Genomic DNA, 12380 nt, shown 5'->3' with positions numbered 1-12380 from the left:
GATTGCTGAATAAGCAAAATTCCTAGATTTAGCAAGAATGCTGACAGCTTTGGCATTTATAAAAAATGCAGGGAAAAGCTTGCACTTGAAACGCGCCCTATGTGAAGGAAGGCCGTCAATTTTACGCACTTTCTTAACGTAGACGCTCTCTATGTGAAGAAAGAGACTCGTTTTTGCTTTCTTCCTTAACGTAGACGCTCTCTATGTGAAGAAAGGCCTTCGTTTTTCCGTGCTTCCTTAACGTAGACGCTCTCTATGTGAAGGAAGCGCCTCGTTTTTCCACGCTTCCTTAACGTAGATGCACTCTATGTAAAGGAAGCGCCTCGTTTTTCCGCGCTTCCTTAACGTAGATACTCTCTATGTGACGGAAGACCTTCATTTTTCCGCGCTTCCTTAACGTAGATACACTCTATGTGAAGAAAGGACGTCAATTTTCCTCGCTTTCTTAACCTAGACGCCCTCTATGCCCCGGCATCCGGCTGGTCTCCAGTACTGTCATCGTTTTTATCATAAGCTCTCTTCTCTTCCCCTAACCCGGCAAAATAAATTTTTAATTGATTAGGCGTTCACACAATCAGCGCCCGCGGCATAGGCTGTAAAAAAGCCCAATGAGGAGGTTGCATGATGAAAAAGTGGCTCAAATCCGGATGCACGCTTCTACTTGCCGCATTGCTTGCATTCAGTTTAAGCGCGTGCGGCACTAACGGTTCAAAGAAAAAAGCATTGCAGAAAGTACGGGTTGCCGAAGTGACACGCTCCGTCTTTTACACTCCGCTTTATGTCGCGCTTGAAAAAGGATATTTCAAAGAGGAAGGGCTTGATATTAAGCTGACCACCACATGGGGCGGGGATAAAACGATGACTGCCCTACTTTCAGGGGGAACCGATATTGCGCTCGTTGGATCGGAAACGTCCATCTATGTATACAAACAAAAAGCGGCAGACCCGGTTATCAATTTCGCACAGCTGACGGCGACAGACGGAACATTTCTCGTCTCGCGCAAAAAAATCGACCATTTTTCGTGGGATATGCTGAAAGGCACCACTTTTCTCGGCCAAAGGAAAGGCGGAATGCCGCAAATGGTCGGCGAGTTTGTCCTGAAAAAGCACGGTATTGACCCGCACAAAGACACGAAGCTGATCCAAAACATCGATTTTGCCAATGTCGCTAATGCTTATGCATCCGGAACGGGGGATTTTGTCCAGCTGTTTGAACCGACCGCATCCACAATGGAAAAAGAAGGAAAGGGTTATATTGTGGCTTCTTTCGGCAAAGAGTCCGGCGCAGTGCCGTACACGACCTTCATGGCAAAACAAAGCTATTTGAAAGAGCATGAAAAAACAGCGGTGGAATTTGTCCGCGCCCTGCTAAAGGCCGGAAAATGGGTGCAAGAAACCGATGCGGAAACGGTCGCAAAAACGGTTCAGCCTTATTTTAAAGACACGAAAACTGATATGCTCGCCTCCTCCATTGAACGGTACCGCAGCCAGGGCTCGTTCAGCAGCGATATGATTTTAACCAAAAGCGGCTGGAACACGATCCAGGACATCATGAAAGAAGCCGGCGAACTCGACCATACTGTGCCGTACGACAAACTGGTCAATGCATCGATTGTGAAAAAGGCAAAATAATGGAAAGGGGGTGCGCCCCTCTTCAGGCGGGCAGCACAAATGCATTTTTTGACCGTACAAAACGTCAATCACACCTATTTTACGGCAAAACAGGCCACAAAGGCGCTTGAAAACATTTCGTTTCAAATGGAAGAAGGCGAGTTTGTTTCGCTTTTGGGCCCGAGCGGCTGCGGAAAAACAACGCTGCTTTCGATTCTTGCAGGGCTTCTGCAACCGACTGCGGGGATTGTACAGATTGACGGCAAATTGCCAGGTTCCCGGCAATCTTCCATCGGCTATATGCTGCAGCAGGACTATTTGTTTCCGTGGAAAACAATTGAAGAAAACATCATGATCGGGCTGAAATTGGAAAAACGGCTGAATCCGGAGTCAAGAAAACATGCTCTCGGGCTTTTACAAACGATTGGCCTTGCCGGCACCGAAAAGCAATACCCGCGCCAACTTTCGGGAGGAATGCGGCAGCGGGCGGCACTTGTGCGGACGCTCGCGGTCGATCCGAAAATCCTGCTGCTGGATGAACCGTTTTCCGCCCTTGATTTTCAGACGAAGTTAAAACTGGAGGACCTGGTATTTGACACACTGAAGCAATTCCATAAAACAGCGGTGCTTGTCACGCACGATATCGGCGAAGCGATTGCGATGAGCGACCGGATCCTGCTGTTGGCATCAAAACCCGGCAGGCTCTATAAAATTTTTGACGTGCCAACAGAGCTGCGCCGCCTCCGCCCGTTTGAAGCGCGAAGCCAAAAAATTTATTCCGAACTTTTTAATGACATATGGAAGGAGCTGGAGTCCCTTGAAAACAGCTGAAAATACGGCGCTCCGGCATGAAGATTACCTCGCCGCAATGCGCAAAGAAAAACGCCGGGTTCGCTTTTTCCAGCTTTTCATTTTAATTGTCTTTTTCTGCCTATGGGAAGTGGCGAGCCGCCTGCATTGGATTGACCCGTTGATTTTCAGCTCCCCGTCCAAAGTGTGGGCGTTATTGGTGGCAAAGTTAGAAGACGGCTCGCTTTACGTCCATTTGGGAATCACCGTTTTTGAAACCGTCATGGGCTTTATCCTCGGGACTGTGCTCGGCGCGGCACTTGCCGCCGTTCTTTGGTGGTCGCCGTTTTTATCGAAGATTCTTGACCCGTATCTCGTCGTCCTGAACGCCATGCCGAAAGTAGCGCTCGGGCCGATTTTAATTGTCAGCATGGGCCCGGGATTTTCTTCTATTGTTGCCATGGGCGTCATTATCTCCGTCATTGTGACGACAATTGTGATTTATACGGCGTTCCGGGATGTCGACCCAAATTACACGAAAGTGCTGCACTCGTTCGGCGCCTCCCGTTTGCAAGTGTTCCGGGAAGCCATTTTTCCGGCATCGATTCCTGTGATCATTTCCACGTTGAAAGTCAATGTCGGGCTTGCATGGGTTGGAGTCATTGTCGGCGAGTATCTCGTATCTTCAAAAGGGCTCGGCTACATGATCATCTATGGTTTCCAGGTGTTTAATTTTACGCTCGTCATGCTTTCGATGATCCTGATTGCCATTGTGGCAACCATGATGTACCAGCTTGTCGGGTGGCTGGAGAAAAAGCTGGTAAAAGACAGATAGGCCGGTAAGCTGTTCTGGTATAGCATCTTAGCGTAGACGCGCTCTATATGAAGGAAGCGGCCGTTTTTGCCGACGTATCTTAATGTAGACGCGCTCTATGTTAAGGAACTCCTTCTTTTTTGTTTGCTTCCTTAACGTAGACGCACCCTATGTTAAGATACGCCTTCTTTTTTCCATGCTTCCTTAATGTAGACGTGCTCTATGTTAAGGAACTACGTCTTTTTTTCACGCTTCCTTAACGTAGACGCATCCTATGTTAAGAAACATTTTCTTTTTTTCACGCTTCCTTAACGTAGACACGCCCTATGTAAAAAAACAATGTCTTTTTTGCTCGCTTCCTTAACGTAGACGCGTTCTATGTTAAGGAACTACGTCTTTTTTGCTCGCTTCCTTAACGTAGACGCGCTCTATGTTAAGGAACTACGTCTTTTTTGCTCGCTTCCTTAACATAGACGCGCCCTATGTGAAGGAACATCTTCTTTTTTTCACGCTTCCTTAACATAAACGTGCCCTATGTTAAGGAACATCTTCTTTTTTTCACGCTTCCTTAACATAGACGCGCCTTATGTGAAGATACGGATACCTTCACCGAGATTCACGCTATGTTAAAAAAGGCCCCAATCACCCCGAAATCTTAACGTTTGCGAGATTTCCGTTTAACCCGAGAAACTTCCTGCTGCTTTTTCTTATTATTCGACGTGTCTGAGCGCTGTTTCGACAACCCCGTCTTTCATGAGAAAACTGAATGACGAGGACTGCAATTTTTCAACAAGATCGCCTTCCACAAGCACAGGTCCATCCGTTTCCAAATAGTCGTGTTTGGTTTCAAGCCGGCCGATGTCCGCGTAAAAAACCGCCTTCACAAACGGCCCGCGCACCTGATCATCGACGCAGTATTCCCCGATATATTGAAGGTTTTCCGGAATGCCGCCCGTTTCTTCATACAGCTCGCGTTCAGCCGCTTCTCGGACCGTCTCGCCCGCTTCCCTTTTTCCGCCCGGAAATTCGAGCCCCCGCTTCGGATGCCTTGTCAAAAGCCAGTTTCCACGGTACCGGGCGAGCACAAGCACATGCTGCGGCTCTATAGGAAAAGCATTTTTTTCAAAAATAAATGTAACTGGATTGCCGTTCAAATCTGTAAACCGATACATCAAATCCCTCCTGTTCTTCATTATACGGCAACCGGGTGCAAAAATTGGCGAAATTTTTCTTGAAACCCGTTGCATTTTTCGAGGTACATCGCGTGAAAATAATCATAAAATGTTTAAAAGGGCTCCATTGCGGATAGTGAATAAGAAATGAATAAAGGAGGAGACGGCATGAGGCTAGTCGATGAATTATTTGAGCTGTACCGGGACCGGCTGACGGGGGATGAAGAAGATTTGGACGCCATTTCTGCAGCGGTCGTCGAAAATTACAACCGGAAAGACCTGCTTGGGATTGTGCGCGAAATGAGCACGGCCGAACTGGAACATTTTATCGGATTATACATACTGGAGACACTGAAAGATAAATTTTCCGATTACGCAGGCTTTGATGCTTACCCGACAACAAAATATTTGCAGTAATAAAGGCTGTTCCGCTTTGGCGGGACAGCCTTTATAGCGGGGGCCGGCTCCATTTGACCTCCCACTTTTGCGTTACCGTCTTCCAAGAAAGGCGTTCAGCATCCAAATGTTTTTATCGAGCGTTTCCTGGATGTTGATAAACATGTCGGCGGTTGCGTCATCGCCAATCCTGTTGGCAAGCCCGATCGCTTCCTCCAATTCTTTCGCGATCATCGCAAAGTCATTGGCAGTCGCCTGTACCATTTCCTCCGTGCTCTCATTGCCGCTTGCTTCCTGTACCGATGACAATTCAAGGCTTCCTTTCAATGTCGCTACCGGATTGCCGTTTAAAGCGAGAAGACGTTCAGCCAGTTCATCGAGATAGTCATTTGCAAGATTGTACAATTCCTCAAATTTAGCGTGAAGGCTTAAAAAATTCGGTCCCTTCACATACCAATGGTAGTTGTGCAATTTTGTATAAAGCACTGTCCAGTTGGCAACCTGCTTATTTAAGATTTCCATCAATTGTTCGTTTTCTGCCATGTTTCATCAACCTCCTGCTTTGTTTGTACCCTTTTCCCGGGCCTTCAAACACCCAATCATATGTTGCACATCTTTTTTGAAAACATGCTAAAATAAACGAAGAAAGGGGCAGATCGATGGTGAAGTTCATTTTTATTAAATTGATCCGTTTTTATCAACTTGCGATTTCCCCGCTGTTCCCGCCAAGCTGCCGGTTTCAGCCGACCTGCTCGAATTACGGGCTTGAAGCGGTAAAACGGTTTGGCGCACTACGCGGCGGCTACCTGGCAATCAGAAGAATTTTAAAATGCCACCCATTCCATGCCGGCGGGTACGATCCCGTTCCGGACCAGTGGCCAGTGAAAAAACATTGAACACCATTCGGTTGCTACTCCGCCGTACCGATGAAAAAACAACCCCTCCCCCGTATACGTTTCCCATTTCCGGAAAACGCTACAGGTGGAGGTGTTTTTTATGGAAGAGAAAAAAGAACAGCAAAAAAAGAGCGGCGATTTCGGCGCTGATCCCGACGAACAGGCCATAAACGGCGATTACGGTATGCTTGAAACCGAAGAAGAAGACAAAAAAGATTAAGGGGCAGCATTTGCTGTCCCTTAAAAATTTTTCTTGCCATATGAAGCGGAGTTTAGTAATATATTTTTTGTGAGTAAATCGTAATCATTACGAATTAAAAAAGAAAGGAATCGTCCGCTTTGAAAAAACTTTTTCCCGTACTGCTCGCTTTTACCATGCTATTTGTTACGGCATGTGCAAACAAACAGGAAAGCAAGCAGGATCATAAAATTTCGGTCTATACCACCGTCTATCCACTGGAATATGTTACACAGCAAATCGGCGGGAAGTATGTGTCGGTTAAAACGATTTATCCACCGGGCACAGATGAACATACATACGAACCGTCACAGAAAGATATCCTAAAACTCGCTGATTCCGACTTTTTCTTTTACATTGGGCTCGGGCTTGAAGGTTTTGCGAACAAGGCAAAACAAGTGCTCGAAGGCCAGAATGTGAAAATGATGGCGCTCGGGGACCGGCTTCCTGTTCCGGATAAAACAAGTACGAAGGCCGATCCGCATGTCTGGCTCGACCCAATTTACGTCAAGCAAATGGCCGGCATGATTACAACACAACTTTCGAAAAAAATGCCGAAGCAAAAAACGTATTTCAAGAAAAATTACGCACAACTCGCAAAGAAACTGGATCAAGTCAATGCGGCATACAAACAGGCAGTTGAAAAGTCAGACAACAAAGAACTTGTCGTTTCCCATGCGGCATACGGCTACTGGGTAAAACGATATGGCATCAAACAAATTCCGATTGCCGGGCTCTCCACTTCGGATGAACCGTCACAAAAACAGCTGGAAAACATCATCCAGAAAGTAAAACAAGACCATATTTCCTACATCGTGTTTGAAAAAAATGTGCCTTCCAAAATCGCGGAAGTGGTTCAACAGGAAACGAATACAAAAGCGGTTTACATCCACCATCTCGGCGTCCGAACGAACGCAGAAATCAAAGCGCATAAAGATTACTTTACTTTGATGGACGACAATTTAAAAGCATTGGAAAAAGCTTTACAGTAATGGTTTGCCGCACGCTGCAAAAACTAGAAACGTACGACATGTTTTAAGGGAGGGTGTCCGGATGGCAAAAGATGTGTTATGCGAAGTCAGGAACTGTGTGTTCTGGGAGGAAGGCAATCTTTGTTCTGCCGAAGAAATTTACATCGTGAGCCATACAGGAACCCAGGCTGAAAACCAGCGGGAAACCGATTGTAAAACGTTTGAATCGATGTTTTCATGAAAATTGGCGTGAAGGGTCATTCCATTTATAAAACATTTGAATGAAAAAAAGCCTCGAGCGTCAGCCGTGTGGGCTAATTTCATTTGTGAAATCGAAACTCAAGTGACGTTTGAATCGATGTTTTCACGAAAAAACATCGATTGTCCAGGTGTGAAAACTAAAATCCATGTTTTATGAAAAAATCAAGCGGGATTTCACAAAAAACATCGTTTGTCCCGGCGTGAAGATCGATTTCATATGTAAAATCGAAACTCGAGCGGGATTTCACTTATAAGACATTTGATTCGATGTTTTCAATCGAGTAGGAGGCTAATCATTATTTGATTAGCCGACCTCTCACACCACCGTGCGTACGGTTCCGTACACGGCGGTTCTAAAGTTTACGACCGTACAGACAGATAGTAATCCAGAAAACTTATATACCTTGCTCTTCGGAAGAGTTCGTTTGTAAGGGTTCTAGCTAAGATATGGCTGCCGGAGATTCTCCAGTAGCCTTTTCTTGTGTTAGCCCATTCCCACGCCTTTCTTTTATTGATCCCTAATTTCTTGAGCCAATAAAATCTTGTGCGTACTCTCTTCCATCTTTTCCAAGTTACCATTCGCATTCTTCTTCGTGTCCATTGGTCCAGTCTGGTTACCAGACTTTTCATATCCGCTAGCTTGTAGTAATTTACCCATCCTCGGACAGTGTCGTTTAGCCTTTTCTTTCTTTCCTCTACGCTTAATCCGTTGCTTCTTCCTGTGATTCTGCGAATTTTCTCCTTTAATTTTTGAACACCCTTCGGGTGTACCCGGAATTTGCATTTTCCTTCATAAAGGTAAAATCCATAACTCAGGAACTTGATGTTTCTAATATGTGTGATCATCGTCTTCTCTCGGTTCACTTTGAGTCGCAATTTCTTCTCAATGAATGGGAGAATGTTATGGTATGTTCTTTCGCAGCTTCTTCGGCTTTTACAGAATATGATCACATCATCAGCGTAACGGACAAATCGGTGATTTCTTGCTTCCATTTCTTTATCCAATTCGTTTAACATTACATTGGCAAGAAGCGGACTTAGTGGTCCTCCTTGTGGAACACCGAAATCATTTGTTGTCCTTATTCCTTTGATCATAACACCTGCATTTAGGAATTTATGGATTAAGGAGATTACACGTCCGTCGTGAATTGTTTCACTCAATATCTGGATAAGCTTACTATGGTTTACCGTGTCAAAGTACTGTTCTAAGTCCAGGTCTACTACATACTGGTATCCTTCATTTACATTCTTTTGGCACTTGAGAAGTGCCTGATGTGTACTTCTATGTGGTCGGAAACCATAGCTATTGTCTGAGAACTTTCTTTCATATATAGGGACTAGGACCTGCGAAATGGCTTGTTGGATGACTCGGTCTACTACCGTTGGTATTCCAAGTTTCCTTGTTTTCCCGTTGTCTTTTGGAATTTCTACCCTTCTAACGGGTTGGGGCTTGTATGTCCCATTTCGAATGGAGAGGACGAGTTCCCTCTGATGTTCAGTTAGGTATGCCAAAAGTTCACCTGTTTTCATTCCATCGACACCGCCCGCACCTTTGTTTTTCTTTACCTTTTTATAGGCACGGTGCAGGTTATTACTTGAAAGGATTCGTTCGAGCATCCATTCGTTCTGTCTGTTGGTGTTAGTGGTGTTGTTTTCAGTTATCCTCTTGAAACTATGCCCTCTGCCATATCCTTCCTGTTCCGCAGTATCTTTTTGACAGCAGGTTTCTTCCTGTTTTCTGCATTTGTTCGTTTCTTCGGTAACTTTCATTGACTTCCACTTCCTTTAGTTCAGCCCTTCCTTCGATGCTCCAGGCATCTCCGTACTATGGCTTCTGCTGACTTCTCACGGCAAATCTTGTTTCAACCAGGTTTCATACTCTGTTTCCACCTGTCCGTGAGACCTCCCGTGGTAAGGTGATTTGCTTTCATTCCATGTACCCGCACCATTTACGTTTCCACATCCGGATAGCTTTTGGGCTTTGACTTGTTCAGCAGCCTTACCCTGTGAGAGTACGCCTAATGATGTTCGTGTTCCTCGGGTCAGAATTTTGCCTCCAGCTTCCTTCAGATTCCATCTCACGATGGACACCCTTGCTCTTGGCTAATGGTTGGTCGCTACCTACCCCCATAGCGGACTTACACCGCCTAGCGAATCGCCATGCACGGCGCACTGAAAAAACTGCCGTCTTGTGCGGCAGTTTTTTCATATCGTTTCGGTATATGTCCGGATTTTTTTCGCATAGGCGCGATCGATCTCAAACCCGATTCCCGGTCTGTCCGGCAGGCGGATTTGTCCGTTTTCCACCGTGATTTCCGGTTCAATGATATCTTTTTCCCAGAACCGGCTGGATGAAGAAATATCGCCCGGAATCGTAAAGCCCGGCAAAGAGGCGAGCGCGAGGTTAAAGGCGCGCGATACGCCAAATTCGATCATGCCGCCGCACCAGACCGGAATGCCGCGGGATGCACAAAGGTCATGCAGCTGAATCGCCGGATAGAGCCCGCCAACCCGCCCAATTTTAATATTGAGCACCCGGAAGCTGCCGAGCCGGAGCGCGCTTTCTGCATCATGGTATGTTACGATGCTTTCATCCATACAAACCGGCGTCTCCAGCTGCTTTTGCAAGGCCGCGTGCTCCACAATATCATCGGCGGCAAGCGGCTGTTCAATCATCAGGAGCCCGTACCGGTCGAGCCTTTTCAAACGCGGCGCATCCGCCAGCGTGTAAGCGGAGTTCGCATCCGCCATTAGCGCGAGATCAGGAAATGCATGCCGGATTTCGCGGATAAACGCTTCATCATGGCCGGGCTTAATTTTGACTTTCACCCTTTTATAGCCTTCATCAACAAACGCAGCGATTTGCCGGAGCGCTTCCGCTGTATCATGGCTGCCGACCGCAACGCCGGCATCCACATGGTCCCGCGCACCCCCGATTAACTGCCAAAGCGGCTTTTGCTTCTTTTTCGCATACAAATCCCATATAGCCGTTTCGATTGCTGCTTTTGCCATATGATTGCGCCGGACGGATCGGAACCGGCCGCTCACTTCTTTTGGGTGTGCAACCGGCTTTTCCCGAAGAAGCGGGATGAGCACATCTTTCAGCATGTGAAAGCATGTCTGCACCGTCTCTTCTGTATACCACGGGGTTGAAAATGCAACAGCTTCCCCGAAACCGGCCACCCCGTCCTTGTCTGTCACTTCAAGCAAGATCGCTTCCCGCTCCGTTACTTTTTCGAGTGCATTTTCAAATGGAGACTTAAGCGGCATTTTGACTACAGAAAGCGTTACTTTTTCAATCCCGATCATGACGGCAGCAGCTCCAGCAGTTTCCTGCGCACCAACTTATTCGATGCATTCCGCGGCAGCGCGGGAACGGCATACACTTTTTTCGGGATTTTAAATTTTGCAAGCCGCGTTTCGCAAAAAGCCTGCAGCTCCCTTTCCTGGACTGCCCTTTTTGTGACAATAAACGCAGCCGGCACCTGGCCCCATTTTTCGTCCTTGACGCCAATAACCCCGGCTTCAAGAATATCCGGATGGGCAAGAAGTACTTCTTCGATTTCAGCCGGATAGATATTTTCCCCGCCGGAGATGATCAGATCGGAGCGCCGGTCCAGTACGTATAAAAAGCCTTCATCATCCAGATAACCAATATCGCCGGTGAAAAACCAGCCGTCCCGAAAACTTTTCTGGTTTGCATCCGGGCGGTTCAGATAACCGATTGTCACGTTCGGCCCTTTTACAGCAATTTCTCCGTGCTCAAACGGACCGCACACTTTGCCATCGGAAACGATCCGGATTTGCGCCGGGAATAACGGTTTCCCTGCTGACCCGATTTTTCGCAGGCTATCTTCCGGCGCAAGCGTCACGGTTTGCGAAGCCGTTTCGGTCATGCCGTATGACTGGAAAACCGGGATATTTTTTTCGGCACACGCTTCAAGAAGCGGGCGTGGTGCCGGCCCACCGCCGAGCAGGAGGCAGCGGAAGTTCGGATGAAGGCGCTCTTGTCCGAGTTCACGAAGCAAACGCTGCAACATGTTGGTCACAACCGACATCGTTGTAATGCGGCCGGACTTCAGCAGTTTGGCCGTCTCTTTTTCATCGAATTTTTCCATTAAATAGACCGTCATTCCGTAAAAAACAGAACGCATCAGGATCGAAAAACCGCTGATATGAAAAAGCGGCACTGCGCACAGCCACGTATCGTCCTCCCGCACGCCGAGATTGAGTGCAGAACCGGCGGCGCTCCACCAGTGGTTGCCGTATGTTTGCAGGACGCCTTTTGGTTTGCCGGTTGTTCCGGATGTGTACATGATCGAGCAGACATCCTCGAGTGCAAACTCCGCACGTTCTTCGTATCCTGCAGCCGGCAAATCGTCAAGCGCTTCGCTTTGGATCACTGTTGCTGTTTCGTTTAACACTTCTGCTTTTTCCCGGAACGATTTTTCCGTAATCAGCCATTTCGCCCCGCTGTCGGTGAGCTGGTACTGCATTTCCGCCGGCGTTAAACGGTGGTTAAGAAAAAGGGTGCGGACACGGAGCTGCTGCAGCGCATGGAGAATGACCACCGTTTCCGCGCGGCTGTTTAAAAGGACCGCTGCCGTATCTTCCGCCTGCATGCCGCAGCCGGACAGCTTCCGTGCCGTTTCTTTCGCCTTTTCGTACAGCCCGGCAAACGTCAGGCTTGTACCTTGACTGATGAGCGCAATCCGGTTCGGCGTTAAATACGCACGCTGTTTTAAAAAATTGGGTAGCATAACATCACCTGATAAAAATCTATTTTGAACATGCCACTTTTGCTTTTTCAACATGACAGGTTATCCCTGTCCAATGCAAAATCGTCTTTTAAAAGCGCCTTAAAGGACATTACAGGCTTTGTCACTTGTAAAATTGTCCTTTTGAACCTCTTTAAAGGACAATTTGTGCTTTGTTTCTCTCTGAAATGTCCTTTTGAATCCCTGTAAAGGACAGTTTACGCTTCGTTTCTACCTGAATTGTCCTTTTGAACCCTTCTAAAGGATATTTTGCTTTTTGTCTCTCCCTGAATTGTCCTTTTGGAACACGCTAAAAGACAGTTTGACCTTTGTCAGTTGCCGAAATGTCCTTTTGAACCCCTGTAAAAGACAATTTGCACTTCGTCTTTCCCTAAATTATCCTTTTGAACCTCTCAAAGGACAATTTGCACTTTGTCATTAGTCAAAACGTCTTTTTGAACCACGCTAAGGAACA

The 12380-nt window shown here is 46.9% G+C and carries 13 protein-coding genes; 8 read left to right on the top strand and 5 right to left on the bottom strand.

Translation table 11 applies throughout. The features are described from left to right. The first annotated feature begins 624 nt into the window (after window positions 1-624). The 3 genes from ABR335_RS06060 to ABR335_RS06050 are packed head-to-tail and all read left to right on the top strand — an operon-like array spanning window position 625 to window position 3235. Window positions 625-1632 (top strand): ABC transporter substrate-binding protein, encoded by a 1008-nt coding sequence (locus tag ABR335_RS06060; RefSeq protein ID WP_017551855.1) that lies wholly within the window; start codon window positions 625-627, stop codon window positions 1630-1632. 39 nt (window positions 1633-1671) lie between these two features. Next, the gene (locus tag ABR335_RS06055; protein ID WP_014097647.1) at window positions 1672-2442 is read left to right on the top strand and encodes an ABC transporter ATP-binding protein; all 771 of its coding nucleotides are present in this window, start codon (window positions 1672-1674) and stop codon (window positions 2440-2442) included. Then, window positions 2429-3235: an ABC transporter permease gene (locus ABR335_RS06050; protein ID WP_350346663.1), complete on the top strand. Its 807-nt coding sequence runs from the start codon at window positions 2429-2431 to the stop codon at window positions 3233-3235. The genes ABR335_RS06055 and ABR335_RS06050 overlap by 14 nt, the downstream gene beginning before the upstream one ends. A gap of 689 nt (window positions 3236-3924) precedes the next feature. On the opposite strand, the gene ytkD is transcribed toward ABR335_RS06050, so the two are convergent. Then, a complete protein-coding gene (ytkD, locus tag ABR335_RS06045) occupies window positions 3925-4386 on the bottom strand; it encodes an RNA deprotection pyrophosphohydrolase (protein ID WP_017551857.1) in 462 nt (153 codons plus the stop codon). A 168-nt stretch (window positions 4387-4554) separates the two neighbouring features. Between ytkD and ABR335_RS06040 the strand changes: the two genes are divergently transcribed. Further along, window positions 4555-4803: a DUF6154 family protein gene (locus ABR335_RS06040; protein WP_013860030.1), complete on the top strand. Its 249-nt coding sequence runs from the start codon at window positions 4555-4557 to the stop codon at window positions 4801-4803. A 72-nt stretch (window positions 4804-4875) separates the two neighbouring features. Here the strand turns inward: ABR335_RS06040 and ABR335_RS06035 are convergent, their stop codons facing one another. Continuing rightward, window positions 4876-5325: a Dps family protein gene (locus ABR335_RS06035; protein WP_017551858.1), complete on the bottom strand. Its 450-nt coding sequence runs from the start codon at window positions 5323-5325 to the stop codon at window positions 4876-4878. 116 nt (window positions 5326-5441) lie between these two features. Between ABR335_RS06035 and yidD the strand changes: the two genes are divergently transcribed. The 4 genes from yidD (at window position 5442) to ABR335_RS06015 (ending at window position 7128) form a co-directional block, all read left to right on the top strand. Then, window positions 5442-5678, top strand: a complete 237-nt coding sequence (gene yidD, locus ABR335_RS06030; protein WP_017551859.1) for a membrane protein insertion efficiency factor YidD — start codon at window positions 5442-5444, stop codon at window positions 5676-5678. Window positions 5679-5778: 100 nt separating this feature from the next. Further along, complete coding sequence (locus ABR335_RS06025; protein WP_014097643.1) at window positions 5779-5898, top strand: DUF4021 domain-containing protein; 120 nt, start codon at window positions 5779-5781, stop codon at window positions 5896-5898. A 119-nt stretch (window positions 5899-6017) separates the two neighbouring features. Further along, on the top strand, window positions 6018-6908 hold the full coding sequence (locus ABR335_RS06020) for a metal ABC transporter solute-binding protein, Zn/Mn family (protein ID WP_017551860.1): 891 nt from the start codon (window positions 6018-6020) through the stop codon (window positions 6906-6908). 61 nt (window positions 6909-6969) lie between these two features. After that, window positions 6970-7128, top strand: coding sequence for a DUF1540 domain-containing protein (locus ABR335_RS06015; RefSeq protein WP_014097641.1), 159 nt, complete (start codon window positions 6970-6972; stop codon window positions 7126-7128). A gap of 380 nt (window positions 7129-7508) precedes the next feature. Here the strand turns inward: ABR335_RS06015 and ltrA are convergent, their stop codons facing one another. The 3 genes from ltrA to ABR335_RS06000 all read right to left on the bottom strand — a co-directional run bounded on the left by ltrA (window position 7509) and on the right by ABR335_RS06000 (window position 11908). Further along, window positions 7509-8918 (bottom strand): group II intron reverse transcriptase/maturase, encoded by a 1410-nt coding sequence (gene ltrA, locus ABR335_RS06010; protein ID WP_043052469.1) that lies wholly within the window; start codon window positions 8916-8918, stop codon window positions 7509-7511. A 435-nt stretch (window positions 8919-9353) separates the two neighbouring features. Further along, window positions 9354-10457 (bottom strand): o-succinylbenzoate synthase, encoded by a 1104-nt coding sequence (gene menC, locus ABR335_RS06005; RefSeq protein ID WP_061565859.1) that lies wholly within the window; start codon window positions 10455-10457, stop codon window positions 9354-9356. Continuing rightward, on the bottom strand, window positions 10454-11908 hold the full coding sequence (locus tag ABR335_RS06000; protein WP_265114966.1) for an o-succinylbenzoate--CoA ligase: 1455 nt from the start codon (window positions 11906-11908) through the stop codon (window positions 10454-10456). Before ABR335_RS06000 ends, menC begins: the two co-directional genes overlap by 4 nt. Between the last annotated feature and the right edge of the window lie 472 nt (window positions 11909-12380).

Source organism: Heyndrickxia faecalis (assembly GCF_040267745.1).
GTDB lineage: Bacteria > Bacillota > Bacilli > Bacillales > Bacillaceae_C > Weizmannia > Weizmannia faecalis.
Note: the sequence above shows the minus strand (reverse complement) of the source record. Positions and strands in the feature narration are given on the sequence as shown.

Bases quoted from the DNA above. Each gene is read 5' to 3' on its own strand.
- ABR335_RS06015 (WP_014097641.1), top strand. From the start codon at position 6,970: ATGGCAAAAGATGTGTTATGCGAAGTCAGGAACTGTGTGTTCTGGGAG.
- ABR335_RS06040 (WP_013860030.1), top strand. From the start codon at position 4,555: ATGAGGCTAGTCGATGAATTATTTGAGCTGTACCGGGACCGGCTGACG.
- ABR335_RS06055 (WP_014097647.1), top strand. From the start codon at position 1,672: ATGCATTTTTTGACCGTACAAAACGTCAATCACACCTATTTTACGGCA.
- ABR335_RS06000 (WP_265114966.1), bottom strand. From the start codon at position 11,908: ATGCTACCCAATTTTTTAAAACAGCGTGCGTATTTAACGCCGAACCGG.
- ABR335_RS06025 (WP_014097643.1), top strand. From the start codon at position 5,779: ATGGAAGAGAAAAAAGAACAGCAAAAAAAGAGCGGCGATTTCGGCGCT.
- ABR335_RS06035 (WP_017551858.1), bottom strand. From the start codon at position 5,325: ATGGCAGAAAACGAACAATTGATGGAAATCTTAAATAAGCAGGTTGCC.
- ytkD (WP_017551857.1), bottom strand. From the start codon at position 4,386: ATGTATCGGTTTACAGATTTGAACGGCAATCCAGTTACATTTATTTTT.
- yidD (WP_017551859.1), top strand. From the start codon at position 5,442: ATGGTGAAGTTCATTTTTATTAAATTGATCCGTTTTTATCAACTTGCG.
- ltrA (WP_043052469.1), bottom strand. From the start codon at position 8,918: ATGAAAGTTACCGAAGAAACGAACAAATGCAGAAAACAGGAAGAAACC.
- menC (WP_061565859.1), bottom strand. From the start codon at position 10,457: ATGATCGGGATTGAAAAAGTAACGCTTTCTGTAGTCAAAATGCCGCTT.
- ABR335_RS06060 (WP_017551855.1), top strand. From the start codon at position 625: ATGAAAAAGTGGCTCAAATCCGGATGCACGCTTCTACTTGCCGCATTG.